This is a genomic window from Pseudomonas sp. St316, from assembly GCF_018325905.1.
Taxonomy (GTDB): Bacteria; Pseudomonadota; Gammaproteobacteria; order Pseudomonadales; family Pseudomonadaceae; genus Aquipseudomonas.
Genome location: NZ_AP021901.1, coordinates 1077796 through 1104183 on the forward strand (window position 1 = coordinate 1077796; position 26388 = coordinate 1104183).

Annotated in this window: 26 protein-coding genes and 2 pseudogenes; 13 read left to right on the plus strand and 15 right to left on the minus strand. The window is 61.4% G+C overall.

Going from position 1 to position 26388, the window contains the following annotated elements:
* Positions 1 to 12: 12 nt before the first annotated feature.
* From phrB to KI237_RS04750, 4 genes are all read right to left on the minus strand, one after another.
* The gene (phrB, locus tag KI237_RS04735) at positions 13 to 1464 is read right to left on the minus strand and encodes a deoxyribodipyrimidine photo-lyase (RefSeq protein ID WP_212799003.1); all 1452 of its coding nucleotides are present in this window, start codon (positions 1462 to 1464) and stop codon (positions 13 to 15) included.
* Between the two features lie 12 nt (positions 1465 to 1476).
* A complete protein-coding gene (locus KI237_RS04740) occupies positions 1477 to 2424 on the minus strand; it encodes a MerR family transcriptional regulator (protein ID WP_212799004.1) in 948 nt (315 codons plus the stop codon).
* Entirely contained in the window at positions 2424 to 3386 is a 963-nt protein-coding gene (locus KI237_RS04745) for a YbgA family protein (protein WP_212799005.1), read from the minus strand. The genes KI237_RS04740 and KI237_RS04745 overlap by 1 nt, the downstream gene beginning before the upstream one ends.
* A 174-nt stretch (positions 3387 to 3560) precedes the next feature.
* Entirely contained in the window at positions 3561 to 4547 is a 987-nt protein-coding gene (locus KI237_RS04750) for an NAD(P)/FAD-dependent oxidoreductase (RefSeq protein ID WP_212799006.1), read from the minus strand.
* Between the two features lie 196 nt (positions 4548 to 4743).
* Here KI237_RS04750 and KI237_RS04755 point away from each other — a divergent pair, with 196 nt between their 5' ends.
* Both KI237_RS04755 and hemH read left to right on the plus strand, forming a co-directional pair.
* Entirely contained in the window at positions 4744 to 5643 is a 900-nt protein-coding gene (locus KI237_RS04755) for a TIGR01777 family oxidoreductase (protein ID WP_212799007.1), read from the plus strand.
* A 13-nt stretch (positions 5644 to 5656) separates the two neighbouring features.
* Positions 5657 to 6682 (plus strand): ferrochelatase, encoded by a 1026-nt coding sequence (gene hemH / locus KI237_RS04760; RefSeq protein ID WP_212799008.1) that lies wholly within the window; start codon positions 5657 to 5659, stop codon positions 6680 to 6682.
* A 133-nt stretch (positions 6683 to 6815) separates the two neighbouring features.
* Here hemH and KI237_RS04765 read toward each other — a convergent pair whose 3' ends face one another.
* Positions 6816 to 8090, minus strand: a complete 1275-nt coding sequence (locus tag KI237_RS04765) for a uracil-xanthine permease family protein (RefSeq protein ID WP_212799009.1) — start codon at positions 8088 to 8090, stop codon at positions 6816 to 6818.
* 2 nt (positions 8091 to 8092) lie between these two features.
* Entirely contained in the window at positions 8093 to 8731 is a 639-nt protein-coding gene (upp, locus tag KI237_RS04770) for a uracil phosphoribosyltransferase (protein WP_003185330.1), read from the minus strand.
* 162 nt (positions 8732 to 8893) lie between these two features.
* On the opposite strand from upp, the gene KI237_RS04775 reads away from it, so the two are divergent.
* Together KI237_RS04775 and KI237_RS04780 are read left to right on the plus strand one after the other, a co-directional pair.
* Positions 8894 to 9451: a hypoxanthine-guanine phosphoribosyltransferase gene (locus KI237_RS04775; RefSeq protein ID WP_042732257.1), complete on the plus strand. Its 558-nt coding sequence runs from the start codon at positions 8894 to 8896 to the stop codon at positions 9449 to 9451.
* 3 nt (positions 9452 to 9454) lie between these two features.
* Positions 9455 to 9928 (plus strand): WbuC family cupin fold metalloprotein, encoded by a 474-nt coding sequence (locus KI237_RS04780; RefSeq protein WP_212799010.1) that lies wholly within the window; start codon positions 9455 to 9457, stop codon positions 9926 to 9928.
* Between the two features lie 164 nt (positions 9929 to 10092).
* Here the strand turns inward: KI237_RS04780 and dauA are convergent, their stop codons facing one another.
* On the minus strand, positions 10093 to 11832 hold the full coding sequence (gene dauA / locus KI237_RS04785; protein ID WP_212799011.1) for a C4-dicarboxylic acid transporter DauA: 1740 nt from the start codon (positions 11830 to 11832) through the stop codon (positions 10093 to 10095).
* Positions 11833 to 12053: 221 nt separating this feature from the next.
* On the opposite strand from dauA, the gene KI237_RS04790 reads away from it, so the two are divergent.
* Together KI237_RS04790 and KI237_RS04795 are read left to right on the plus strand one after the other, a co-directional pair.
* Positions 12054 to 12539 (plus strand): hypothetical protein, encoded by a 486-nt coding sequence (locus KI237_RS04790; protein WP_212799012.1) that lies wholly within the window; start codon positions 12054 to 12056, stop codon positions 12537 to 12539.
* Between the two features lie 61 nt (positions 12540 to 12600).
* The gene (locus KI237_RS04795; RefSeq protein ID WP_212799013.1) at positions 12601 to 12888 is read left to right on the plus strand and encodes a PA4642 family protein; all 288 of its coding nucleotides are present in this window, start codon (positions 12601 to 12603) and stop codon (positions 12886 to 12888) included.
* A 116-nt stretch (positions 12889 to 13004) separates the two neighbouring features.
* Here the strand turns inward: KI237_RS04795 and mqo are convergent, their stop codons facing one another.
* On the minus strand, positions 13005 to 14513 hold the full coding sequence (gene mqo / locus KI237_RS04800; protein WP_212799014.1) for a malate dehydrogenase (quinone): 1509 nt from the start codon (positions 14511 to 14513) through the stop codon (positions 13005 to 13007).
* A 737-nt stretch (positions 14514 to 15250) separates the two neighbouring features.
* On the minus strand, positions 15251 to 15484 hold the full coding sequence (locus KI237_RS04805; RefSeq protein WP_212799015.1) for a hypothetical protein: 234 nt from the start codon (positions 15482 to 15484) through the stop codon (positions 15251 to 15253).
* Between the two features lie 205 nt (positions 15485 to 15689).
* On the opposite strand from KI237_RS04805, the gene KI237_RS04810 reads away from it, so the two are divergent.
* The gene (locus KI237_RS04810) at positions 15690 to 16274 is read left to right on the plus strand and encodes a YajG family lipoprotein (RefSeq protein WP_003205489.1); all 585 of its coding nucleotides are present in this window, start codon (positions 15690 to 15692) and stop codon (positions 16272 to 16274) included.
* Between the two features lie 131 nt (positions 16275 to 16405).
* On the opposite strand, the gene KI237_RS04815 is transcribed toward KI237_RS04810, so the two are convergent.
* Positions 16406 to 16612, minus strand: a complete 207-nt coding sequence (locus tag KI237_RS04815; protein WP_003185312.1) for a hypothetical protein — start codon at positions 16610 to 16612, stop codon at positions 16406 to 16408.
* Between the two features lie 201 nt (positions 16613 to 16813).
* On the opposite strand from KI237_RS04815, the gene KI237_RS04820 reads away from it, so the two are divergent.
* Positions 16814 to 17095 (plus strand): hypothetical protein, encoded by a 282-nt coding sequence (locus tag KI237_RS04820; protein WP_212799016.1) that lies wholly within the window; start codon positions 16814 to 16816, stop codon positions 17093 to 17095.
* A gap of 177 nt (positions 17096 to 17272) precedes the next feature.
* On the opposite strand, the gene KI237_RS04825 is transcribed toward KI237_RS04820, so the two are convergent.
* Complete coding sequence (locus KI237_RS04825; RefSeq protein ID WP_212799017.1) at positions 17273 to 18439, minus strand: 1-acyl-sn-glycerol-3-phosphate acyltransferase; 1167 nt, start codon at positions 18437 to 18439, stop codon at positions 17273 to 17275.
* A 138-nt stretch (positions 18440 to 18577) separates the two neighbouring features.
* Between KI237_RS04825 and KI237_RS04830 the strand changes: the two genes are divergently transcribed.
* From KI237_RS04830 to KI237_RS04840, 3 genes are read left to right on the plus strand one after another with little or no spacing between them, the layout of a single operon-like run.
* Entirely contained in the window at positions 18578 to 18760 is a 183-nt protein-coding gene (locus KI237_RS04830) for a CPXCG motif-containing cysteine-rich protein (protein WP_212799018.1), read from the plus strand.
* A 14-nt stretch (positions 18761 to 18774) separates the two neighbouring features.
* Positions 18775 to 19035 (plus strand): putative signal transducing protein, encoded by a 261-nt coding sequence (locus KI237_RS04835; RefSeq protein ID WP_072344436.1) that lies wholly within the window; start codon positions 18775 to 18777, stop codon positions 19033 to 19035.
* 39 nt (positions 19036 to 19074) lie between these two features.
* Entirely contained in the window at positions 19075 to 19698 is a 624-nt protein-coding gene (locus KI237_RS04840) for an SOS response-associated peptidase (protein ID WP_212799019.1), read from the plus strand.
* A 117-nt stretch (positions 19699 to 19815) separates the two neighbouring features.
* Here KI237_RS04840 and KI237_RS30310 read toward each other — a convergent pair.
* The 4 genes and pseudogenes from KI237_RS30310 to algW form a co-directional block, all read right to left on the minus strand.
* Positions 19816 to 19983, minus strand: a pseudogene (locus KI237_RS30310) (IS110 family transposase); the annotation flags it as partial.
* 86 nt (positions 19984 to 20069) lie between these two features.
* On the minus strand, positions 20070 to 20789 hold the full coding sequence (locus tag KI237_RS04845; RefSeq protein WP_212799020.1) for a DUF4198 domain-containing protein: 720 nt from the start codon (positions 20787 to 20789) through the stop codon (positions 20070 to 20072).
* A gap of 13 nt (positions 20790 to 20802) precedes the next feature.
* Positions 20803 to 22907, minus strand: a pseudogene (locus KI237_RS04850) (TonB-dependent siderophore receptor).
* Between the two features lie 279 nt (positions 22908 to 23186).
* Positions 23187 to 24347, minus strand: a complete 1161-nt coding sequence (algW, locus tag KI237_RS04855; RefSeq protein ID WP_072344423.1) for a Do family serine endopeptidase AlgW — start codon at positions 24345 to 24347, stop codon at positions 23187 to 23189.
* A 104-nt stretch (positions 24348 to 24451) separates the two neighbouring features.
* On the opposite strand from algW, the gene KI237_RS04860 reads away from it, so the two are divergent.
* Together KI237_RS04860 and cysD are read left to right on the plus strand one after the other, a co-directional pair.
* Positions 24452 to 25210, plus strand: coding sequence for a Nif3-like dinuclear metal center hexameric protein (locus KI237_RS04860; RefSeq protein ID WP_212799021.1), 759 nt, complete (start codon positions 24452 to 24454; stop codon positions 25208 to 25210).
* A gap of 251 nt (positions 25211 to 25461) precedes the next feature.
* Positions 25462 to 26379 carry a sulfate adenylyltransferase subunit CysD gene (cysD, locus tag KI237_RS04865; protein ID WP_003178041.1) on the plus strand — a complete coding sequence of 306 codons (918 nt, stop codon included), beginning with the start codon at positions 25462 to 25464 and terminating at the stop codon, positions 26377 to 26379.
* The last annotated feature ends 9 nt before the right edge of the window (positions 26380 to 26388 follow it).

A 26388-nucleotide genomic window follows, 5' to 3' on the forward strand; every position in this document is an offset into this window, starting at 1 on the left:
ATTTCATGTTCGCTAATCGCCCATCCCTTCAACGGCTGCGTCCTGTCGCGCTGGCAGGTTTCTGAATGCTGCCAGCGCACGCGCCCTGGATTGGCTCAAGTCGACAATCGGTGCCGGATAATCCACGGCGCCAAACAAGCCGCCCTGGGTATTTGGATTGTGGACCTGTTGCCTGTCCAGATCGTTCAGTTCAGGTAACCAGCGCTTGATGAACAAACCCTCGCGGTCAAATTTTTCCGACTGGCTCAACGGGTTGAAGATGCGAAACCAAGGCGCCGAATCGGTGCCGGTGGAGGCGCTCCACTGCCAGCCACCATTGTTGGCGGCCAGGTCGCCGTCGATCAGGTGCTGCATGAAAAAGCGCTCGCCTTCGCGCCAATCGATCAACAGGTTCTTGGTCAGGAACATGGCGACGACCATCCGCAAACGGTTGTGCATCCAACCGGTCTCCAGCAATTGACGCATGGCCGCATCGATAATCGGCAGGCCGGTGCGTGCCTGCTTCCAGGCTTGCAGTTCAGCGGGGGCCTTGCGCCAGGCCAGCGCCTCGGTTTCGGGGCGAAACGCACGATGGCGCGACACGCGTGGATAGCCCACTAGAATGTGTTTATAAAACTCGCGCCAGAGCAATTCATTGATCCAGGTCACAGCGCCGGCACTTCCGCTCTCGAATTCACCTTGGTTGGATTGCAGGGCGGCGTGCAGGCACTGACGCGGCGACACCACCCCTGCCACCAGATAGGCCGATAGCTGGCTGGTGCCGGGCCTGGCGGGATAATCCCGTTCGCCTTGGTAATCGTCGATGTGCTGCTCGACAAAGGTGTCCAGGCGCCGACGGACTTCGGTCTCCCCGGCGGGCCAGAGGGCGCGTAGCGCTTCGCTGGGCGGGGCGAACCCGTCGACTTGCGTCGGCACCGGGTCGCGGGCAATGCCGGTGGGGGCCTGCCGGGCCGGCGTGGCGACCAGACTCGGCAATGAAAAGTGCAGGCGGCTATAGCAGACCTTGCGGAACTGACTGAACACTTGGAAGTAATTGCCGGTCTTGGTCAGCACGCTACCGGGCTTGAACAACAATTGATCGAGGTGGCTGTGAAATTCAACGCCCTGGTCATTCAACGCGCGGGCGACTTCGGCGTCGCGTCGGGTTTCATTCAGGCCGTACTCTTCGTTGACATGCACGGCACCGACGTTCAGTTCGCGACACAGCTTGAGCAGTACCTGCGGGGCTTGGTGCCAATGCGCTGCGGCGCGGATCAGCAGTGGGACGTTCAATTCGGCCAGGGCCGCACTTAACGCGGCGAGGTTGCGCAGCCAGAAATCGATCTTGCACGGTGCGTCGTCATGGGCGCGCCATTGTTCGGGGCAGGTCAAGTACACCGCCACGCAGGGTCCTTGGGCTGCAGCCGCTGCAAGGGCGGTATTGTCGTGCAGGCGCAAGTCGCTGCGCAGCCAGATAAGTTGCATGCTGTCTTCCATCTAAAGGAGTTCTCGGCGACTCAGTTCGCGGTGAGCCGATAACGGGTCTTCGGCCCAGGACACGTCAACCATCGACACGCCTGTGGATAACCTGGCGTGGTGGATCGACGCGGCTGGGCCGGCAATGACGATAGGGCAATCGATTCCACCCAGCAGCCTGGGCAGTAGGGACAGGTTGAGGGCTTGACTGGCATACAGCAGGACGCCGCGGGCCTTGAGGCGCTCGACAGCCAGGGCCAGTTCGCCGGCCGGTAGCGGGCTGTCGAACACTTCCACCGGGCAGTCGGCGCTGCTGGCCAGCCAGGCGGTGAGCCACAGGTGTGGCTCCTGGGGCGAGTCCGAATGATTGACCAGCAACAGCGGCGCGCCGCGCAACTGACGATTGTTGTGGTAGATCCGGCTGCCGAACTTGCTGCGCAGCCACGAGTACAGGAAGACCCGTTCCAGCTGCGCGCCGAACTGGCCTTGCCAACGCACGTGCAGCTCGGCCAGCAACGGCAAGAGCAACTGCTCGCACACGGTCCAGGGCGGGTACAGCGCCATCGCCTGGTTGACCAGGTCATCGATCTGGCGCTCGGCCAGTTGCGTCACCGCCAGCACCAGGGCGTGGCGCTGACGTTGCCAGTCATTCTCCGGCACCTGTGTAGGTTCGGTCGGTGGCTGCGGTGTGTCCAGCAAAGGCTTTATCTTGCTTACCGCAACGCCGCGGTCGATCCAGGTGAGAATGCTCAGGATCCGTTGCACATGGTCGGCATTGAACAGTCGGTGGCCCTTGGGGGTGCGGTGCGGCACGATCAGGCCATAACGGCGCTCCCAGGCTCGCAACGTGACGGCGTTGACGCCGGTTTGCCGGGCGACCTCGCGTATGGGAAGCCAGCCTTGCGCCAAGGCCTTGGCAAAATCGGCACCCAGGTCTTCGCTGGCGCTGGAGTCGGGTTCGTTCTTCATCAAATAGCGTTTCGCAAGCTGAGGTTTTCCGGGTGCGGTTGCAGGTAGACCTGCTGCGCCAGGTAAGGATCGGGGTGCAGGCGCAAGTGATGCTTGAGCAACGTCAGTGGCACCACCAAGGGCACGATGCCGAGGCGATATTGCCCGATCAGATGCTGTACTTCCTGTTTGTCCTCGGCGTCGATGGCGCGCTTGAGGTAACCGCTCAGGTGTTGCAGCACATTGGTGTGGGTGCGGCGGGTGGCGCATTTCTTCAAGGCGGCCATCAATGCGCTGAAATAGCGTGAGCCCAACTCATTGGGGTCGGCCTTGCCCATGTTGCCCAGCAAATTGCCCAGGGCCTTGTATTGCACCGGGTTGTGGGCCATCAGCAGGTACTTGTAGCGCGAGTGGAATTCGATCAGGTCGCGACGGGTCAGGCCCTGGCGACGCAAGGATTGCCAGGCGGCATAGGCGAACACCCGGGTCAGGAAGTTCTCCCGCAGCACCGGGTCATTGAGGCGACCGTCTTCCTCAACCGGCAGGTCGGGGTGGCGTTCGCAGAAGGCCTGGGCATAGATGCCGCGGCCGCCGCCGTCCTGGGTCACGCCGTTGTGGTCGTAGACCTTGACCCGCTCCAGCCCGCAGGACGGCGATTTCTGCATGAAGATGTAGCCGCAGATGTCATCCAGTTCCCCTGCCATTTGCTGCCCGTAGTCGGCCAGCGGCCGGGTCACGTTGAGGTCGCGATTCACCGTGCCGAGTGCCTCGGGGTGTTCGGGGTTGCCCACCAGCCGAATCGGCTCCCGGGGGATACCCAGGCCGATGGCGACTTCGGGGCACACCGGCACGAAATCGAAATAGTCGACGAGGGTGCGGCTGCACAACTGCGATTGCTTGTGCCCGCCGTTAAAGCGAACTTCAGCACCCATCAGGCAGGCGCTGATGGCGATTCTGGGTTTGGCGATGGCTGTGCTGGGCATAGGCGGCCTCTGATTGCTAAAACTTGTACAGTTTTGTATTTCTGTACAATATTTTCATCATAGGTCCGAACGTGCACAAGTCAACCGGATTTGTAGGGTGAGGTAACGTCAATCTCTGTCGCAGGCAGGCTGCTGTCTCTTTCGACAGCAGCGGATGGCGATGTGTGGCGCGCTTTACTGCAGGCTTGCATGCAGGCGGCGTGCAGCCTCCTGGCCGCTGAGCCATGCACCTTCGACCCGGCCGGACAGGCACCAGTCGCCGCACACATACAGGCCCAGGTCGGCATCGGCCAGGGCGCCCCATTCATGGTTGCCGGCGGGGCGGGCGTACAGCCAGCGATGGGCGACGCTGAAGCTCGGTGCGGGCATCGCGCTGTGCAGCAGTTCGGCGAAGGCGCCGTGCAGATGTTCGATCACCGCTTCCTTGGGCAGGTCGATGTGCTGCCGGCTCCAGTCGCTGGTGGCGTGCAGTACCCAGGTGTCGAGCGTGTTGTCGCGTCCCGGCTTGCTGCGGTTGCGCGCCAGCCAGTCCAGGGCACTGTCCTGTACGAAGCAGCCTTCCATGGGTGTATCCAGCGGAGTTTCGAAGCCCAGCGCCACGGCCCAGGTCGGGTCCATCTTCACGCCGGCGGCCACGGCGGCCAGCTTCGGTACGGCCGCCAGCAATGCGGTAGCCTGGGGCGCGGGCGTGGCGATCACCACTTGGCCGAAGGGGCCATGGGTGAACCCTTCCGCGTCCTGCAGATGCCAATGCTCCTGGCCGCGGTAGACCTCGGTGATCCGGCAGGAAAACTGCACCTGCAACTTGTCGAGCAAGGCGCGGGTGATGGCGCTCATGCGCGGGGTGCCGACCCAGCGGGTCTGTTCGTCCGGCGATGGGCTCAGTTGTCCGTTCTGGAAGTTGTAGAGTTGCGGGTTCCATTCCGCCGCCCAGCCGTTGGCTTGCCAGCGCTGGACTTCCGTGACAAAGCGGCGATCGCGGGCGGTGAAGTACTGCGCGCCCATGTCCAATGCGCCGGCTTCGCTGCGTTTGCTCGACATGCGTCCGCCGCTGCCGTGGCTTTTATCGAAGAGTTGAACGATATGCCCGGCCTCCGTCAGGGCCTGGGCGGCTGAAAGTCCGGCGATGCCGGTGCCGATGATTGCGATAGGTACAGTCATGAGGGCCTCGTTTACCTTTCTGTACAGACTACGCCGTCGTTTAAACCTGTACAATTCGGGTTTTTGGTATAAGTTTTACCGTTCGCGTTTGGACAGGTTGTCCTATTGTTAAACACAGACCCTGTCCGATACGAAAAATCCCTGCTTATAAAAATAGACTAATGGGCCGGGTAAAACGCGATGCGAGGAACATCTCATGCACATATTGCTGACCGGCGGTACTGGTTTGATCGGACGTCAGCTCTGCCGCCTCTGGTTAGGGCAGGGACATCGCTTGACGGTATGGAGTCGCCGACCCGAAGAAGTGACGAAAATCTGTGGCGCAGATGTGCGAGGCGTTGCCAGGCTTGATGACGTTGTCGAGCCGGTGGACGCGGTGGTCAACCTCGCGGGAGCGCCGATTGCCGACCGGCCCTGGAGCCACAAACGCAAGATGTTGCTGTGGAGCAGTCGCGTCACGTTGACGGAAGTTTTGCTGGCGTGGCTGGAGCGTTGCGAACAGAGACCGCAGGTGTTGATTTCCGGTTCTGCCGTGGGCTGGTACGGCGACGGTGGCGAGCGTGAGTTGACCGAGGAGTCGGGGCCGGTGAGTGAAGATTTCGCCAGCCAGTTGTGCATCGCTTGGGAAGAAACCGCGCAACGGGCCGAGGCGTTGGGCATGCGTGTGGTGCTGGTTCGTACCGGCCTGGTCCTGTCTGCCGAGGGCGGCTTTTTGTCGCGGTTGCTGCTGCCATTCAAACTGGCGCTGGGCGGGCGTATCGGCAATGGTCGGCAGTGGATGCCGTGGATTCATATTGACGATCAAATCGCCCTGATTGATTTTCTTCTGCACCGCTTTGATGCCCGCGGTCCTTATAATGCGTGCGCGCCGAACCCGGTGCGCAACCGCGATTTTGCCAAGGCCCTGGGGCATGTATTGCATCGGCCAGCCGTGGTGCCGATGCCGGAACTTGCGTTGAAAGTTGCGCTGGGGGAGTTGTCATTGCTGTTGCTCGGCGGCCAGCGCGCCACGCCGGCCCGATTGCAGGCGGCGGGTTTTACATTCCGCTTCACTGATTTGCCTGCGGCCCTGGAAGACTTGTCCAGCCGCCTTTGAAATAGGACGTTGCATGACCGATCACGCGTTGCTTCTGGTGAATCTGGGTTCACCTGCCTCCACTTCGGTGGCCGATGTGCGCCGCTACCTCAATCAATTCCTGATGGATCCGTATGTCATCGACCTGCCGTGGCCGGTGCGGCGCTTGCTGGTGTCGCTGATCCTGATCAAGCGTCCCGAGCAATCGGCCCATGCCTACGCCTCGATCTGGTGGGAGGAGGGTTCACCGCTGGTGGTGCTCAGTCGCCGGCTGCAACAGGTCATGACCGCGCAGTGGACCCAGGGCCCGGTAGAGCTGGCAATGCGTTATGGCGAGCCGTCCATTGAATCGGCGTTGGTGCGGCTGGCGAGCCAGGGTCACAAGAAGATTACGTTGGCGCCGTTGTACCCGCAGTTCGCCGACAGCACCGTGACCACGGTGATCGAGGAGGCCAAGCGGGTCGTGCGGGAAAAGAAACTCAATGTGCAGTTCTCGATTCTCCAGCCGTTCTATGATCAGCCCGAATACCTCGACGCCCTGGTGGCCAGCGCCAAGCCGTACCTGATGCAGGAACACGATCATCTGTTGTTGAGTTTCCACGGCTTGCCGGAGCGACACCTGACCAAGCTCGACCCTACGGGGTTTCATTGCTTCAGGGATGCCGACTGTTGCAAGAACGCCCCACCGGAGGTCATGGCGACCTGTTACCGCGCGCAATGCATCCGCACGGCCGAGCTGTTCGCCCAACGCATGGGGCTCAAGGACGGCCAATGGTCGGTGTCGTTCCAGTCGCGATTGGGGCGGGCCAAGTGGATCGAACCCTATACTGAGGCGCGCTTGGATGAGTTGGCCAAAAGTGGCGTGAAGAAAGTGTTGGTGATGTGTCCGGCGTTCGTGGCCGACTGCATCGAGACCCTGGAGGAAATCGGCGATCGCGGTCGTGAGCAGTTCCGCGCGGCAGGGGGGGAGGAGTTGGTGCTGGTGCCGTGTCTCAATGACGAGCCGCAGTGGGCCAAGGCGTTGAGTACTCTCTGCGAACGGGCGCCGATAGCGTTGTGAGGCTCAAGGGCCTCATCGCGAGCAAGCTCGCTCCCACAGTGGATCTCGAGTGATCACAAAACGTGTGTACACCGCAGATCTCATGTGGGAGCGAGCTTGCTCGCGATGGCTTTCTGACGGACAACAAAGTACTTCAGATCAGCGGCTCATCCGCCTTCTTCTGCTTCCAGCTGTCATTGCCCGGCAGCAGCAGGTTCAGCGCGATCGCCACCACCGCGCACAGCGCGATACCTTTGAGGCCGAAGTCGTCCGGCCCAGTGCCGGTGCCCACCAGCACACCGCCGATGCCGAACACCAGCGTCACTGACACGATCACCAGGTTTCGCGCCTCGCCCAGGTCGATCTTGTGGCGGATCAAGGTGTTCATGCCCACCGCCGCAATCGAACCGAACAACAGGCACAGGATCCCGCCCATCACCGGCACCGGGATGCTTTGCAGCAGCGCGCCGAACTTGCCGATGAACGCCAGGCTGATGGCAAAGATCGCCGCCCAGGTCATGATCTTCGGGTTGTAGTTCTTGGTCAGCATCACCGCGCCGGTCACTTCAGCGTAGGTGGTGTTGGGCGGGCCGCCGAACAGGCCGGCGGCCGTGGTGGCAATACCGTCACCGAGCAGCGTGCGGTGCAGTCCGGGTTTTTTCAGGTAGTCGCGACCGGTCACGCTGCCCACGGCAATCACGCCGCCGATGTGCTCGATGGCCGGCGCCAGCGCAACTGGCACGATGAACAGGATCGCCTGCCAGTTGAACTCCGGTGCGGTGAAGTTCGGCAGGGCGAACCAGGGTGCGGCGGCGATTTTCGCGGTGTCCACGACGCCGAAGAAAAACGCCATGGCAAAGCCCACCAGTACGCCGGAGATGATCGGCACCAGGCGGAAAATGCCTTTGCCGAACACCGCCACGATCAGGGTGGTGAGCAGGGCCGGCATCGAAATCAGCATCGCGGTTTGATAATGAATCAGCTCGCTGCCATCGCCGGCCTTGCCCATCGCCATGTTGGCGGCAATCGGCGCCATGGCCAGGCCGATGGAGATGATCACCGGGCCAATCACCACCGGCGGCAGCAGCCGGTCGATGAACCCGGTGCCCTTGATCTTCACCGCCAGGCCAAGAAAGGTGTAGACGAAACCCGCCGCCATCACGCCGCCCATGGTCGCGGCCAGGCCGAACTGGCCCTTGGCGAGGATGATCGGGGTGATGAAGGCAAAGCTCGAGGCCAGGAACACCGGCACTTGGCGCCCGGTGACGATTTGGAACAGGATCGTTCCCAGGCCGGCCGTGAACAGCGCCACGTTAGGGTCCAGTCCGGTGATCAGCGGCATCAGTACCAGCGCCCCGAAGGCGACGAACAGCATCTGCGCGCCGGACAGCACCTGGCGCCAGAGCGGATCGTTGAACTCATCCTGCATGCTCAAGCGTCCTTCTGCTTGGTGCCGAAGATCTTGTCGCCGGCATCGCCCAGGCCGGGGATGATGTAGCCGTGTTCGTTGAGTTTCTGATCAATGGACGCGGTGTAGATGGTCACATCCGGGTGGGCATCCTGCACGGCCTTGATGCCTTCGGGAGCGGCGACCAGCACCATGGCACGGATGTCCCGGCAACCGGCTTTCTTCAACAGGTCGATGGTGGCGACCATGGAGCTGCCGGTGGCGAGCATCGGGTCGATGATCATCGCCAGGCGCTCGTCGATTTCCGGCACCAGTTTTTCCAGGTAGGTGTGCGCCTGCAGGGTCTGCTCGTTGCGAGCCACGCCCACGGCGCTGACTTTTGCCCCGGGAATCAGGCTCAGCACGCCCTCGAGCATGCCGATGCCGGCGCGCAGGATCGGCACCACGGTGATCTTCTTGCCGGCGATTTTCTCGACCTGGACCGTACCGGCCCAGCCGTCGATTTCATAGGACTCCAGCGGCAGGTCCTTGGTGGCCTCGTAGGTGAGCAGGGCACCGACTTCCTGGGCGAGTTCACGGAAGTTCTTCGTGCTGATGTCGGCGCGGCGCATCAGGCCGAGTTTGTGTCTGATCAGCGGATGGCGGATCTCGAGGATGGGCATGGGGAAGGCTCCGGCGGCGGGCAAAAAAACCGGCTTAGATTAATCTATCCGAGGGGGTTGTCCTATAGACAATACAGAACGTTAGTCCACAAACGCTTGATCTGGCCGGGCGGGGTGCGTACCTTTGCCGGTTTTTCCGATCCGCTACCCCTGGAGAGCGACATGTCCGCTGATCTCGAGCATATCCGTCAAATCATGCGAGAGGCTGACTGCCTGTACACCGAAGCCGAAGTCGAAGCGGCGATCGCCCGTGTCGGTGCGCAAATCAACGAGCAACTGGCCGAGTCCAACCCGGTGGTATTCTGCGTCATGAACGGCGGGCTGATTTTCTCCGGCAAGCTGCTGACCTATCTGAACTTCCCCCTCGAAGCGTCCTACCTGCACGCCACCCGTTATCGCAACGAAACCAGCGGCGGCGACCTGTTCTGGAAAGCCAAGCCGGAAGTCTCGTTCATCGACCGCGACGTGCTGATCATCGACGACATCCTCGACGAAGGGCACACCCTGGGCGCCATCATCGACTTCTGCAAGCATGCCGGTGCCCGCGCCGTGCACACCGCCGTGCTGATCGACAAGGACCATGACCGCAAGGCCCGTCCTGACTTGAAAGCCGACTTCGTCGGCCTGCCGTGCATTGACCGCTACATCTTTGGCTACGGCATGGACTACAAAGGTTACTGGCGCAACGCCAATGGCATTTTCGCCGTCAAGGGGATGTAATCGATGACTCGGCCGAGCTTCCTGGATCATGCACTGTTCGATGACTTGGCCGAAAAATCTGCGGCCAGTCCTCGTGGGCGGCAGCACCATAACTTCCATGAGATGGATGAGCCGTGCCACCGCATGGCGGTGGGTCTGCAGCCTTCGACCTACATCCCGCCGCACCGCCACCTGAGCGCCGACAAAGCGGAAACCTTGCTGGTGCTCAAGGGCCGGTTGGGGGTATTGATCTTCGATGAAGCCGGTACGGTGGTGGACAAGCGCATCCTGCAGGCCGGTGGCGATTGCCTGGGCGTCGACCTGCCGGCCGGCGTGTATCACGGATTGGTGGTGCTGCAAGCCGACAGCCTGATGTTCGAATGCAAGGCCGGCCCCTATCGGCCCGTGGGCGAGGGCGAACTGGCCCACTGGGCGCCCCGTGAAGGCGAGCCAGGCGTGGCGCAATACCACGCCTGGATGCGCGCCCAGTTCGACTAGTACTCCGTGGCGCGGGAGCTAGCTCGTGCTGGGTCTGTAGGAGCTGTCGAGTGCAACGAGGCTGCGATCTTTCCACAGCCACTTGAGTCTCAAGCGAAAGATCAAAAGATCGCAGGCTTCGCCAGCTCCTACAGAGCCAAGCGGGAGCAATCTCAGGCCGCAGATCAGGCAAGCCTTGAGTGAGTGGTGCCACCGGCCAGCCATTGCTCGCTCTTGACCCGCGCCTGCTCCAGGGTCTGCACATACGCCAATTGCCGCTGCTCGCGATGAATACCGGCACGGCGCAGCTTCAGGCGCACCCTTGGCGCCGTCGCGACCAGGATCAGGCCGATGCCCTGCTTGCGGTAATCCTTCAGGATGTTTTCAAACGCGGCCAGCGCGGTCATGTCCAGCATGGGCACGGCGCTCATTTCCACCACAACCACGCGCACCCCCGGATCGAACTTGCGCAGCACGTCCAGGGCTTTTTCTGCCGCACCGAAGAACAGCGGCCCACGAATGGCGTAGCAGCGCACATGCTCTGGCATGTCCAGCAAGGCCTGGTGGAAGTGGCGCGGCAGTTCGGCGCTGTCCGTCAGTTCGCTCATGCGCTTGATGAACAGCCCGGCGGCCAGTAGCAGGCCGACGGCGACGGCCATGACCATGTCGAACAGGACGGTCAGGCTAAGGCAGGTCAGCAACACCAGTACGTCGCTGCGCGGGGCGATGCGCAAGGTATGCAACACGTGTCCGGCTTCGCTCATGTTCCAGGCCACTATCACCAGTAGCGCCGCCAGTGCGGCCATGGGCAGGTAGCTGAACAACGGCGCCAGCAGCACCATCGCCAGCAGTACCACAAGGCTGTGAATGATTGCGGCCAGCGGCGAAGAGGCGCCGCTGCGCACATTGGTCGCACTGCGGGCAATGGCCGCCGTGGCGGTGATACCACCGAACAGCGGCGCTACCAGGTTGCCCAGGCCCTGGCCGATCAGCTCGGCATTGGGGTCATGCTTGCTGCCGGTCATGCCATCGGCCACCACGGCGCACAGCAGTGATTCGATGGCGCCAAGCATGGCAATGGCGAAGGCTGGGCCCAGCATTTGGCGGAGCAGGTCATAGGAAAGCGTCAAGGGGTGCCCCTGGCCATCTGGCAGGTTCCATGGCCACTCGAAGCTCGGTAAAAACGGCGGGATGCCGGGGTGGCTGATGCCATCGACCACGTAGCTGAAACGCTCACCCAACGTCGCCACCGGCCAGCCGCCGTGCTCCAGCGCCAGACCCAATAGCGCCCCGACCAGCAAGGCAACCAAATGCCCGGGAACCCGCGGCACCCAGCGTGGCCAGGTAATCAACACCGCCAGGCACGTGACGCCGATGATGCCATCGCCGAGTCGGGCGCTGGGCAGCGCCACGATCAGTTCGCCCAACTGTTCGATGTAGTGCTTGGCTTGCCCGGCGGTGGTCAGCCCCAGCAGATCCTTGAGTTGCAAGGTGGCGATGACCACGCCGATCCCGGCGGTAAAGCCGAGGATCACCGGATAGGGGATGTATTGGATCAGTCGTCCGGCGCGCATCAATCCCAGGGTGATGAGAATCAGGCCGGCGAGCATGGTGCACAACAACAGGCCGCCCAGGCCGTACTGTTGGGTGATGGGCAGCAGGATCACCACGAACGCCGCCGTCGGCCCGCTGACGTTAAAGCGCGAGCCACCGGTGAGGGCGATCAAGGGCGCGGCCACCAACACCGTGTACAAGCCATGTTGCGGTGGCACGCCAACGGCAATCGCCAGGGCCATGGCCAGTGGGATGGCGATGATGCCGACGGTCAGCCCGGCCACCAGGTCGCCACGCAGGCGTTCAAGGGTGTAACCGGCGCGCCAGGACTGGCGCCAGGCGGCGAACAAGGGTGGGGCGGAGAAGGACATAGACACTCCACGGAATGAAGGGGGCAACCCCGAACGCCCGGCGAACACTTGACCTGTGGCGAGGGGATAAATCCCCTCGCCACAATAGGCCTTGTAAGGCGCTTGCACTGAATAGCCTTTTGAGTATGCCGCGCGCGAAGTCACTCTGTATTGACCCGGCGCGCTTATTTTTATCATTCCCACCCATGCTAGAGTGCCCGGCCAAGACCCTGGAGCTTGTCATGCGTGTATCGATCCGCCACTGCGCCACTTTGCTGTTGATCTCCAGCCTGTCCTTGGCGGCCGAGGCGGCGCCGATGCACAGTCAGTTTCTGCCGCCTGATGACCTGGTAGTGCGCCAGGAGCAGCCTGAACAACAGCAGTTGTTGCAAGTGACCGAGTATTCGGTGGTGCTGGGTAACCAGCGTCAGTCCAATCAGCAGCCGATCCCCGTCACTTCTACGCTGCTGGTCCGTCTCAAAGGCAAGCCGATGAACAAGGGCGCGACCATCAGCCAGGTGATCCTCAACTTCGACGGCGAAAGCAAAAGCCTGAAGAAACCGGTTTTCGACGAGGCGAGCAAGACCCTGACGCTGTCTTATCCACAGGCCCAGTACCGGGTGGTCATCGATCTGCTGCGCAACAACACGGTCTATGTGCAGTTCCTTACCTACGCCAACGGCCATGTCTGGGCCGACCTGCACACCGGTGCCGAACGCTCGCGTTGAGCCCTGGGGGCCGCCGGGGGTACACTGCCTGCCCCGTGAACTGTGCGAGCTGGAGCCGGCAATGCGTAAAGACAAGAAACAGGTGATTGGCGACGAGATTGGCGATGAACAGATCAAGCTGTTTCTCAATTTCGAACCGGTCGATGCCACCTCGCCGTCGCTGCACAAATTGATCAAGGCCTACCGTGGCCTGCGGGTCGACGATTTCGAGCGTTTCCTGACGTTTTTCATCGCGGCCGGTCATGACCTCAATGGCAAGGATGAGCACGGCAACGATTTCGTCGCGCTGGTTCGCGACCAGCGTAATGCCGAGGATTACATCGAATTGATCGAGAAGGCGCGTGGCTGATTGATCCTGGGCCTGCTTCGCAGGCCCGCGGGAGCAAGCGCCCTCGTCACGAAAGCGTCACCCATGAAAAACGCCCCGCTCTCATGGAGAGCGGGGCGTTTTTTCATGCGGTGCAATCAAGCGTAGCTTTGGGTCTCGCTGCTTTCTTCAACCAGTTCCAACGCGATGTTGTTCTGCGCATTGATCTTGCGATACAGCGCCGCGTCGGTTTCCAGCACTTTTTCCCGGGCCGGGAAGATCTCCGCGAGCTTGGTAGCCCACTCGCCCTTGGCTTTGTCCGGGAAGCAGCGCTCGATCAGTTCCAGCATGATCGACACGGTCACCGAAGCACCCGGCGATGCGCCGAGCAGGGCGGCGAGAGTGCCGTCCTTGGCCGCCACCAGTTCGGTGCCGAACTGCAGGACGCCACCTTTCTTCGGGTCTTTCTTGATGATCTGCACCCGCTGGCCGGCCACTTCCAGGCGCCAGTCCTCGGCTTTCGCCTCGGGGTAGAAGCGGCGCAGCGATTCCAGGCGCTGTTCCATGGACTGCATCACTTCGCTGATCAGGTACTTGGTCAGGTCCATGTTGTCCCGGGCCACGGCCAGCATCGGGCCGATGTTGCCGGCACGTACCGACAGCGGCAGGTCCATGATCGAGCCGTGCTTGAGGAACTTGGTGGTGAAACCGGCGTACGGCCCGAACAGCAGGGATTTCTTGCCATCGACCACACGGGTGTCCAGGTGCGGCACCGACATCGGCGGCGAGCCCACGGCGGCCTGGCTGTAGACCTTGGCCTGGTGGTGCTTGACCACTTCCGGGTTGTCGCAACGCAGCCACTGGCCGCTGACCGGGAAGCCGCCGAAGCCCTTGCTTTCCTCGATGCCCGAGGCTTGCAGCAGCGGCAACGCCGCACCGCCGGCACCCAGGAATACGAACTTGGCGTCGACATCGCGGCTGCTGCCGGAATTGACGTCCTTGATGCTCACGGTCCAGCCACTGCCGTTGCGCTTGAGGCCAGTGACGCGCTTGCAGTACTTGACCTGTGTGTCCGGGGCGCTGGTCAGGTGCTTGAGCAACTGGTTGGTCAGGGCGCCGAAGTTGACGTCGGTACCGTTCATGACGCGGGTGGCGGCGATGACCTCATCGGCCGGCCGGCCAGGCATCATCAATGGCATCCACTCGGTCATCTTGGCTTTGTCTTCGGTGTATTCCATGTCGGCGAAGGCGTGATGCTGATGCATCAGCTCGAAGCGCTTCTTCAGGAACGACACGCCTTTCTCGCCTTGCACGAAGCTCAGGTGTGGCACTGGGGCAATGAAAGACTTGGAGGAGCCGAACGTGCCTTTTTTGGTCAGGTACGTCCAGAACTGCTTCGACACCTCGAACTGGGTGTTGATGTGTACGGCTTTCTTGATGTCGACATTGCCGTCGGCCGCCTGGGGCGTGTAGTTGAGCTCACACAGCCCGGCGTGGCCGGTGCCGGCGTTGTTCCACGGGTTGGAACTCTCCGCGGCACCGGAATCCATCAGCTCGACGACTTCCAGCGAGATCGCGGGGTCGAGCTCCTTGAGCAGTACGGCCAGGGTGGCACTCATGATGCCGGCCCCTACCAGAACTACATCGACTGCTTCGTTATGCGCCATTTAACGCGTCTCCAAAATCTGCAGCACCAAATTGTCGGCATAGCGGCCAGGAGTGGCGGGGCAGGTCAGTTGCGCCCCAGTTATCCATGGCCAGGATCGCCATGTCCGAATCTTCGCAATTTTTCGCACCTACTGCGGATGCATGCAGCCTGGCCTCAAGAGTCACATGAACTCATTTAAGCGCCGGGCAGGCAATTCGACTTATGGCCGAGACATCCGTTCGTGCAACCAAATCCGTAGCGGACAGGCTTCAGGCGCCGGTTCTTGAGCGATATCCGGTCCTGTGTCGTTGGGCTGTTTCAGACGCCAATGGTGCTTGTTCAGACGCAAAACTCTTCATTTGCTCGCCACACTCTCGTGAAGTTGTGAAAACCCGTTTTTTCACGCTCTTTTGAAGACGTGAACCTCAAAAAAGGGCTGTCCCAGCCTGGCACTGCGCCCGGTTTGGTTGCCCTCATGTAGTACATGACAGGCAAAACGGGCAGACAGCTCAGTGACCGAGCGTAATGACAGCTCTGCAGATTCGCGAAAAGTGGGGTTTTGCCTGAAGAACAGCAAGCACGCCAGCTTCACTCGATCTGTGTGGGCGGCTCTCTGTGGGCGTTGCGGGGTGCCAATACCAGCGCATCAGCGGTGTTGCGAGGCCCGATCAGGAGACGTCCTTATAATCGGGGGGAGATTGTATCGAAGAAACGCAGGGAAATGGTCGTGTTTAATGACTTTTATTAGCCGTCCGGTCAGATGGTCAACAGCTGCCGGTTACGTGCGCGGGCCGCAAGTGGTTGCACGCGGGCGCTGGCGGGCAATGGCTGGTGCAGCCAGTTGAGACGGATCTCTTCGATTTCCACCCAGCCTTCGCCCATGGGCTGCAGGCTGCACTGCTTGAACGCCTGGCAACGGCCGTTGCGATCGAGCAAGGCGAAGCTGCGGTGATGAGGGCGCGGGGTGAACAAGGAAATAAGGAAGCGCATGATCGGATACCGGGTCAGGGAGCTTGGAATAAGCCTGACAGCGGGCCATGACATGCCGGTGTAAGGACCGTGACAATGGGGTGACAGGAACCGGCAACCATGGCCCGTGTCAGACATTTCAGTATTCATCGCAAGTCTCTAGTTCACCTCGATAGCGCACCGCTATACTGCCGGCCTGTTTGTGCCCGATTCTGGAGAGAAGAGCATGTTGCAACGCCTGTTGTTCGGTTTGATCGCTGTGACCAGTCTGACCCTCGTCGGCTGCGCCCACAGCCCGCAACAACTTAACCCGGAGCCCAAGCTCAATGCCCAGCTGGCGCCTGTGGGTCGTGGCCAGCCGGTGGTGGTGCGGGTGGTGGACGGTCGCCCGTCGCCGACGCTCGGCACCCGTGGCGGGCTGTATCCGGAAACCAGCGTGATCACGGTGCAGGGTGCGCAGATCCTGCCCAAGCTGCAGGCCCAGGCTGAAGCCGCGGTGCGTTTGCTGGGCTTCACCCCGACTGCGAACGCGTTGAATGCACCGCAACTGACCGTAACCCTGGCCGAGCTCAAGTACCAGTCGCCCAAGGAAGGCATGTACGTGACCGAAGCCACCATCGGCGCGACCTTCCGCTCCGACGTGCAGAACGCCAACCGCCGCTACAGCGGTCGTTACGGTGCTTCCCTGGACCAGCGCTTCGGCATGGCGCCTAACCAGGACACCAACACCAAGCTGGTCAGCGACGTCTTGAGCGATGCCCTGACCCGGCTGTTCAAGGACCCGACCATTGGCCAGGTCCTGGCTGAGTAAGTCACAAACCCCGTATCCCCTGTGGGAGCGAGCTTGCTCGCGATAGCGCAATGTCAGCCACTTTGATGTTGGCTGATATACCGCCATCGCGAGCAAGCTCGCTCCCACAGGGGTTTTTCATGGGCGAGATCTCAGGCAGCCTGTGAATAAAACTCCAGCACACTGATCCCGGTCAGCAGGTCTGTCTCCGGAAGGTCGGCATGTTGATGGCCGCCCAGGGCGCAATACACCAGCCAATGTCGGTCCTGCACGTTGAAGGACAGGCTGTCGACGAGGTTCTGCTGTTCGTCGCTGGGGCTGATGAGATAGAGGCGGTCCTGGTTTTCGGCGTGGAGCATGATGGGGTCCGTGCAGGTTTGAAGGGCGACAGGGTGGCCTATCCAGATGACGAAACCGTGACGGAGGAAATTAATCGGTCGCCCAGGCCTTGTCCCCACAGGTCGGAAAAAGCGGCGCAGGGCGTCAGGCTTTCGGTAGAATCCGCGCCCTGTTTGTAGGTCACGGACGTGCACTGTCCGTTTTTTCGCTTGAGGTTCGTGATGTCGTCGCATCTGCTTTCGTTGTTCGCCGCCCACCCCGCCAAACTGATCAACCTGTTCGCGTTGCTGTTTGCCTGTCCGGGCGGCTGGGTGCTGCATGCGACGCGCCGCCGTGAACAACGGGCGCGGGCCTGCCTGCAAACACGCAGCGGCGATGGCGAGGAGCGCTTCGAAGCGTTGCTGGACCTGGCGACCCAGCGCATGAACCGGTTTTTCTACCGGTTCGGTTTTGGCTGCCTGGCGCTGGCGTTGCTGGTGTCGTGGATCAGCACGCAGTTCTGATGAAGTAGCCGTGGCAAGGGCGTTTGCTCCCGCTGGGCTGCGCCCGTAGAAGCTGTCGAGTGCAACGAGGCTGCGATCTTTCCCCAGGCACTTGAGTCTCAAGCGAAAGATCAAAAGATCGCAGCCTTCGGCAGCTCCTACACAAACCCAGTGGGAGCAAGCCTCCTCGTCGTGGCTTTACAGCGCCAACCCTGCCTTGACCCGATACTGATTACGCACCGGCGTTGCGTATTGCAGCACCAGGAACGGCCGGTGTTCCGCCGGGCAAGCGTCCAGCCTGCGCTGCCATTCCTGCTCGGCCTTGACCAGCTCTTCGGCACCAAATATCTCGGCCGCCGTGGGCACCTGCAACTGCGGGTCGGCGTCGGCCCATTGGGCGTAAGCCAGGTAGTGCACCGGGAACAACCGATAGCCGCCGAGAATTTGCCGGTCCATTTCCACGGCCAATTGCTTGGTGTCTTCGAAGTATTCGGTAATCGGCGTGGCGAAGTTCACATGGACCCGGCCCTTGTAGCCGGTGATGCCCTTGGCGATGCTCACGTCGTCCTCGCCAGGCGCCTTGGTGTAGGTGCCGGTGGTGGCGCGGATGTACAACTCGCGGGCCTTGGCCTGGTCGCATGGGTCGTATTCGTAGCTGATCGACACCGGCGTGAGGTTCAGCGACTGGATCACCTCGCCAAACGGCTCGTCCTTGCGGCTCATGTGGAACATCTTGAGGATCGCCGATTCGGTGCGGTCGTCACCGTCCTTGGCCCGCCCTTCGGCCTGGGCGATCCAGATCGAGGCGCAGTCGTTGCGGATCGAGTGGTTGATGTACGCCGACAACAACTGGTACGCCGCCAGTTTTTCCCGCCGCCCGGTGAGGGAGCGGTGCACGATGAAGCTCTTGTTCAGGCGCATCAGGTCGCTGACAAAGGGCTTTTGCAACAGGTTGTCGCCAATGGCGATACGTGGCGTCGGCAGGCCGGCGTGGTACACGGCATAGTTGACGAAGGCCGGGTCCATCACGATATCGCGGTGGTTGGCGATGAACAGGTACGCACTGCCGGACTTGAATTGCTCCACCCCGGTATAGGTCACGCCATCGGTGGCGCGCTCGATGGTGTGGTCGACGTAGAACTCCACTTTGTCCTGCAAAGTGGCAACCGACGTCACACCGGCGAACTCACGGCGCAATCTTTGCGCTATAAGGGGTTTGAGCATCCAGCCGAAGGCGCCGGCCAGGCGTGGGAAGCGGAAGTGGGTGAGGATATCTAGAAACGCCTTGTCGCCGAGCAGCCGTGCCAGCACCGCTGGGACTTCGCTGTCGTCGTAAGGTCGGATGGCATCGAATTCGCCCATCATGCTCTCTTGTTGGAAACGGCTAGGGTAAGTAAAGGTTCGAACGAAAAACGACAGGGCACGGGCTGGAAGATAAGCCAGACAAAAGAAGCCCCGCAAATAGACCGGCGATTATACGCACAAGTCACCTGGGAGACCGCGATGCTGGAAAGCGCTCGTTATGATTGTCCCTATTGCGGGGAGGAAGTTGAGACATCCGTGGACTTGTCCGGCGGCGACCAGACCTACATCGAGGACTGTCAGGTGTGCTGCCGGCCAATCACCTTCGTACTGCAGGTCCATGGTGAGGAATGGCATCTCGAGGTCTTCAGCGAAAACGACTGATGGGGGCAACACCGATGCGGCGAATCTACGAGCTGGAAAACCTGATGGAGGGCGAGTTGCTGCAAGGCATGCTTGCCAGCGAAGGCATCACGGCACATCTGGTGGGGCGCGATTTGCTGGGCGGTGCGGGGGAGTTGCCCATGCAAGGCCTGCTGGGGCTGGCGGTGGAGGACGACCAGGCGCAATACGCCCGGGAGTTGATCGCCGCGTACAATGCCGCGCTGCCGTTGCCCGGCGATGAACCGGACAGCTATCCCGGCACGCTGGTCTGTTAGGCTGGCGGCCGTTTGTTCGATCAAGAGTCATGTTGCCCCATGTGTGGACGTTATGCCCTGTTTCGCTGGAACCCCACCTTCGCGGCCCTGCCCGGTTTTCCCGCCGATCAGAAGGCCCAATGGAATATTTCGCCCAACGATTCGGTGCTGATGCTGCGGGCCGGTGCCGACGGCCAGCGTGAACTGGCCAGGGCGCGCTGGGGCCTGACGCCGCCGTGGTTGACCGACCTTTCCCGCACCCCGGCTCATGCCCGGGCCGAAACCGTGGCCGAGCAGCCGATGTTCCGCGAGGCCTTGCGCCTGCGCCGTTGCCTGCTGCCGGCCAATGGCTTCTATGAGTGGCGCGGCGGTACGCGCAAACGTCCGTACTGGTTGACGCCGGGAGAGGGTTCATCGTTGTTTTTCGCCGCGATCTGGGAGGCGTATCCGGTTCAGGAACAGGTGTGGCTGAGCACGGCGGTCATCACCCAACCGGCAGCGGGTCAACGCCGGCCGTTGATCCTGGACGAAGAAGGCCAGCGCCTGTGGCTCGACCCCGAGACACCGCTGCATGCCTTGCAAGGGCTGCTGGCAAGCGAGCCGGCGCCATTGCGCGAGCGGGTGTTGGCCAACATGGTCAATGATCCGAAACTCAATGGGCCGGAGTGCTTGACCCCGGCTTGAGTCTTTCGGCGCGTGTAGTGGCCTCATCGTCGGATTGCCGCCCGGAGCAAGCTCGCTCTCACATAGGCTGCGGATGTTCACGAAAATGTGTCCACCGCCTATCCCCTGTGGGAGATTCTATGTTGCAGGGCAACCCTGCAACATAGGCTTCGTCTGGTATTCGCTCTGATTTTTCATCAAGGCAAATGCCACCCGGCAGAGCTTGCGAGCAAGCACCACCAATGCCTGGGTTTTTGAGAAGCCTCTGACCAGGTATGACTCATAAAACGGTTTCCATCTAGGCGAGCTTGCTCGCGATGGGGTCGTGTCAGGCAACTGCTGGCTGATCTGCCGTCATCGCGAGCAGGCGCGCTCCCACATCAAGTTCCGGGTTACTCGTGATGTGGCTCACCCAGGAAGGTCAACGAGGTAAACACGCCACGGGTGTCCACGTCCTTGTTGTCCTTGAGTGCAATTTCCATCTGCGCCGCGATCACATTCAAGCCTTCGTTGCGCACCAGCACTTTGGCCCGGCCTTCTGCGTCGGTTTCAGTCGATACGGTGTTCGGCGCGCTGCGGTAGTCGCCCACCAGTTTCACCCCCGCCGCCGGTTTGCCGTCCAGCAGCACCCTTACCGGCAATGACTGGCCCGGGCCAACGGTCAGTGGGTCGACTTCCGGCATTATCACGAACTTGATCGGTGCAAGCGTCGGCAGTTTCGCCCCCGGCTCATAGATCGCCAGGCTGTACTTGAACGTGTGGGTCGATTCGATCGCCCCGGGCACTTTGCTGCGGCCTTCGTTGATCCACTTCTTGTCGGCCGTCTGGGACCACATGCCGTTGTCCAGCGCCACGGCCAGCACAGCCGGTGGCTTGAGCGGTTGCAAACGGGCGTGGTCCGGCAGGCGCTCTACGGTGACGGGGATCATCTTGCCGCTCAGGTCATAGGCCCAGGCACCGCTGATTTTCCGCGCTTTGAAGGCATTGTCTTCGGCTCCATGGCCGTAGATCACTTCGATGTTGCCGCGCCGTTGCTCGGTCCACAGGCCGTGGGCCGAAGCCTGTGTGGCCAGGAAAAGACCGAGCAGGGCAAAGGTCTTGGGGTATTTCATGCTGATTTTCCTTTTACAGAGCGAGGGTAAGACTGACGGTGAAGTTGCGTGGCTCGCCGGGGGTGACCCAGTAGTTGCTGTAGGCGCGCTCGTAGTATTTTTCGTCGAAGACGTTGTTCAGGTTCAGCCCCACGGTGACGTCATCGCTGGCCTTGTAATGGGCCAGCAGATCCACGGTGTGGTAGGCCGGCAGTTCGAAACTCTTGCCCGCTTCGCCCGAGCGATCGCCGACATACGTGAACGCCGCACCAACATCCGAACCGCGCAGGTGCCCGTCCTGGAATTCGTAGACGCCCAACAGGCTGCCACTGCGTTTGGCGACGCCGAGGATCCGGCTGCCCGTGGGGATTTGCTCATCACCCTTGGTGACTTCGGCATCGATGTAGGCGAAGGCGCCAATCACTCGCACGGCGTCGGTCAACTGCCCGGTGACTTGCAAGTCGATGCCTTGGCTGCGGGCCTTGCCCATGGCGCGGCTGAAATCGGTCCCGGCGACCGGGCTCAGGACGTTTTCCTTCTCTATATGGAACGCCGCCAGGGTGGTGCTCAGGCGGTCGTCGAACAACTCGCTCTTGATCCCCACTTCATAGCCGACGCCTTCCTCGGGGCGAAGGATTTGCCGCCGGCATCCAGGCCGTTGTTGGGTTTGAACGAGGTGGAGGCGTTGGCGAACAGGCCAACTTCGGGCGTCAGCTGATACAGCAGGCCGGCCCGTTGCGTGAAAGCATCGTGGCGTTGGCGGCTGGTGCGATCGCGGGTGTGGTCGTCGATGCTCTGCTCGAAATGCTCGTAGCGCACACCGAGCATGCCCCGCAGTTTGTCGGTGAAGACGATCTGGTCCTGCAGGTTCAGTGCGCGGCTTTGCACATGTTCGAAGAAGTCTGTGCCGGTCCGAACGCCATTGGGTTTCGGCTGGCCGTAGATCGGCTGATAGATGTCGATGGGGTAGGTGCTGCCGCCCAGGGTGGTCACGCGCTCGTTCTTGCGGTAATCCTCGTATTCGCTGCCGATCAGCAGTTCGTGCTGCCAGGGGCCGAGGTCGAACAGGCCGCGCAGTTCCAGTTGGGTGATGCTGTCGTGCCAGTTGTTGTCGCGCTCGCGATAGCGGCGGTTCACCGTGTGGCCGTCGGCGTTCAGCGGGCGCGCTTCGGAGGCGAAGCCCCAGAGTTCACCTTGCTTGTAATGGCTGGCCAGGCGCAGTTGCCAGGTGTCATTGAGCTGATGTTCGAGGGCGGCCTGGAGCATGTTGTTGTGATTGTCGATGTCGCCGTCGTTGGGTTCGCCCAAAAAGGTCGAGCGGGAAACGCCGCTCCAGCGGTTGTTCGGGGCGACGATGCCCCGGTCGAACGTCGAGCTGTGGCGCACGATTTCGCTTTCCACCAGCAACCGGGTGTCGGGGTTCAATTGCCAACTGACGGACGGCGCGACGAAGACGCGCTGGCTGTCGACGTGATCGCGAAAGCTGTGATTGTCCTCGACCGCCAGGTTGACTCGCGACAACAGGTTGCCTTCGGTGTCCAGTGGCGTGTTGATGTCCAGCGCGGTGCGGTAGCGATCCCAACTGCCGGCGCTGGTTTGCAAGGTGGTGAAGGCTTCGGGCTGGGGTTTCTTGGTGACAATGTTCACCGTACCGCCGGGATCGCCCCGTCCATACAGGCTGGCGGCTGGGCCCTTGAGCACTTCGATGCGTTCGATGTTCGCCGCGTCGGGCGTGCTCGGATAACCGCGGTTGGCGCTGAAACCGTCCTTATAGAATTCCGACGTCGTGAAGCCGCGCACGCTGTATTCGTAGAGCGTCAGGCCACCGAAGTTGTTCTGTTTCGAGACACCGCCGGCGTATTCCAATGCCCGTTCGACGTTGGTGCTGCCCAGGTCCTTGAGCACGCTGGCAGGAATCACGCTGATCGATTGCGGGATGTCGCGCAGGGCGGTGTCGGTTTTGGTGGCGCTGGCAGAGCGGGTGGCGCGATAGCCCGTGACGGGGCCCGTGGGGGATTCGTAGTCGGACGTCACGTTAATGGCGTCCAGTTCCAGAGGCTGGACTTCTTCGGCGTAGGCCGGATCGCCCAGCAGGCCCAAAGCCAGGCCGGCAAGGGAAAACCGTTTTAAAGGCAGCATGTTATATTGTTCCAATTTTTTGAATTGAAACAATATAACACTACTAATGAGAATTTATGCTATTCCTGACTTATCAAATTCGGGCGATGTTTTTTGTGGCGAGGGAGCTTGCTCCCGTTGGGCTGCGAAGCAGACCCAACAGGATTGAATACGATCAGTCTGGTGTTTTGACTCGGCAGTTTTAGGGCTGCTGCGCAGCCCAGCGGGAGCAAGCTCCCTCGCCACAGGGGATTTGAGGAGGGCTTGCCGAATTGCAAGGCCCTCGATGGCATGGCGCGCTTACTGCTCTTCCTTGAGCACCACTGGCGCCGGCGGTGGGCGCAGGCCGATTTCAGCGGTGAGCTTGAGCTCCTTGCCGTTGCGCATGACCTGGATCGTCACCTTGTCGGTGGGCTTGATCCGTGCCACCTGGTTCATCGAGCGGCGGCCATCGCCGGCCGGCTCGCCATCGATGCTCAGGATCACATCGCCCAGTTGCAGGCCAGCCTTCTGCGCCGGGCCGTCGCGGAAGATCCCCGCCACCACGATGCCGGGCCGCCCGGACAAGCCGAAGGACTCCGCCAGTTCCTGGGTCAGCGGCTGGACTTCAATGCCCAACCAGCCGCGAATCACCTGGCCGTGCTCGATGATGGACTTCATCACCTCCATCGCCAGTTTCACCGGAATGGCGAAACCGATGCCTTGGCTGCCGCCGGATTTTGAGAAGATCGCCGTGTTGATCCCAGTCAGGTTGCCGTTGGCATCCACCAGTGCGCCGCCGGAGTTGCCGGGGTTGATCGCGGCGTCGGTCTGGATGAAATCCTCATAGTTGTTCAGGCCCAACTGATTGCGCCCGGTGGCGCTGATGATGCCCATGGTCACGGTCTGGCCGACGCCGAACGGGTTGCCGATGGCCAGGGCGACGTCGCCGATGCGGATGCTGTCGGAACGGCCGATGGTGATGGCGGGGAGGTTCTTGAGGTCGATCTTCAGCACCGCGAGGTCGGTTTCCGGGTCGCTGCCGATCACCCGGGCCAGGGTTTCGCGGCCATCCTTGAGGGCGACCACGATCTGGTCGGCACCGCTGGTGACGTGGTTGTTGGTCAAAATATAACCTTCCGGGCTCATGATCACGCCCGATCCCAGGCTCGACTCCATACGCTTCTGCTTGGGCGAGTTGTCGCCGAAGAAGCGCCGGAATTGCGGGTCTTCGAACAGCGGATGGCTAGGCTTGTTGATGACCTTGGTGGTGTACAGGTTGACCACGGCCGGCGCGGCGGTGGTCACGGCGTCGGCATAGGACACCGGCCCCTGTTGCACCGCCTTGGTTTGCGGTGCCTGCTGCAAGTTGACGTCGAGGCTCGGCAGGCCAACCCATTCCGGGTAGCGCTGGATAATCAATAGTGCGACAAGCACGCCGGCCAACAGCGGCCAGCCGGAAAAACGCAGCGCCTTGAGCATTAAGCACGTCCTACAAAGGTTGCAGGCGGGATGGGACCGCCCATAATGTTGCGCATTATACGAGGCCGCGAGCGCCTCTGAACGGGATATTTAGGAGTCTTTTCATGGCCGTAGCCCTGAACACCCTGGTCGAAGAAGCGGACCGTTACCTGGCCAGCAACCGGATTGCCGATTATTGCCCCAACGGCCTGCAGGTCGAAGGCGCGCCCCAGGTGATGCGCATTGTCAGCGGTGTCACCGCCAGCCAGGCGTTGCTTGACGCTGCCGTCGAGGCCGAGGCCGACCTGGTGCTGGTGCATCACGGTTATTTCTGGAAGGGCGAAAACCCTTGCATTACCGGCATGAAACAGCGTCGCCTCAAGACGTTGCTCAAGCATGACATCAGCCTGTTGGCCTATCACTTGCCCTTGGACTTGCACCCGGAGGTGGGCAATAACGTGCAGTTGGCCCGCCAGTTGGACATCACCGTAGAGGGGCCGCTGGATCCGGACAACCCCAAGATCGTCGGCCTGGTCGGCTCCCTGTCCGAACCGATGACGGCGCGGGATTTCGCGCGCAAGGTTCAGGAAACCATGGGGCGCGAGCCCTTGCTGATCGAAGGCGAACAGATGATCCGCCGGGTTGGCTGGTGCACCGGTGGCGGCCAGGGCTATATCGACCAGGCCGTACTGGCCGGGGTTGACCTGTACCTCAGCGGCGAAGCGTCGGAGCAGACCTTCCACAGCGCCCGGGAAAACGGCATCAGCTTCATCGCCGCCGGCCACCACGCGACCGAACGCTACGGCGTCCAGGCGCTGGGTGACTACCTGGCGCGACGCTTCGCCCTGGAGCATATCTTCATCGATTGCCCGAATCCCATCTGACTTACGCTGAACTGAATGTGGAAGCCAGCCTGTGGGAGCAAAGCTTGCTCGCGATAGCGGTATTGCCTGTACCGACGTCATCGCGAGCAAGCTTTGCTCCCACAGAGGCCACCGCAATGCCCGAACCACCAGGCATATCCATATGCTGTTTCGATCTAGTTGGCGCCCTGATTAGAAGAGGTCGCTGTGCTAGGATTCCCCGCTCGAACACGGCCCGCTGGCCGTTCATAAGAAAGTTTTCGTGAGTAGCCATGGTCGACAAACTGACGCATCTGAAACAGCTGGAGGCGGAAAGCATCCACATCATCCGCGAGGTGGCCGCCGAGTTCGATAACCCGGTGATGCTGTACTCCATCGGTAAAGACTCCGCCGTGATGCTGCACCTGGCACGCAAGGCGTTCTTCCCCGGCAAGCTGCCGTTTCCGGTGATGCACGTCGACACCCGCTGGAAATTCCAGGAAATGTACAAGTTCCGCGACCGCATGGTCGAGGAGCTGGGCCTGGACCTGATCACCCACGTGAACCCGGATGGCGTGGCCCAGGGCATCAACCCGTTCACCCACGGCAGTGCCAAGCACACCGACATCATGAAGACCGAAGGCCTCAAGCAGGCCTTGGACAAGTATGGTTTCGACGCCGCGTTCGGCGGTGCCCGTCGCGATGAAGAGAAATCCCGCGCCAAAGAGCGCGTGTACTCGTTCCGCGACAGCAAGCACCGCTGGGACCCGAAGAACCAGCGTCCGGAGCTGTGGAACGTCTACAACGGCAAGGTCAACAAAGGCGAGTCGATCCGGGTATTCCCGCTGTCGAACTGGACCGAGCTGGACATCTGGCAGTACATCTACCTCGAAGGCATCCCGATCGTGCCGCTGTACTTCGCCGCCGAGCGTGAAGTGATCGAGAAGAACGGCACGCTGATCATGATTGACGACGAGCGCATCCTCGAGCACCTGTCCGACGAAGACAAGGCGCGTATCGTCAAGAAGAAAGTGCGTTTCCGTACCCTTGGCTGCTACCCGTTGACGGGCGCGGTGGAGTCCGAGGCCGAAAGCCTGACGGACATCATCCAGGAAATGCTCCTGACGCGAACTTCCGAGCGCCAGGGCCGGGTCATCGACCACGATGGCGCAGGCTCGATGGAAGATAAAAAACGTCAAGGTTATTTCTAAGGGGTTGTC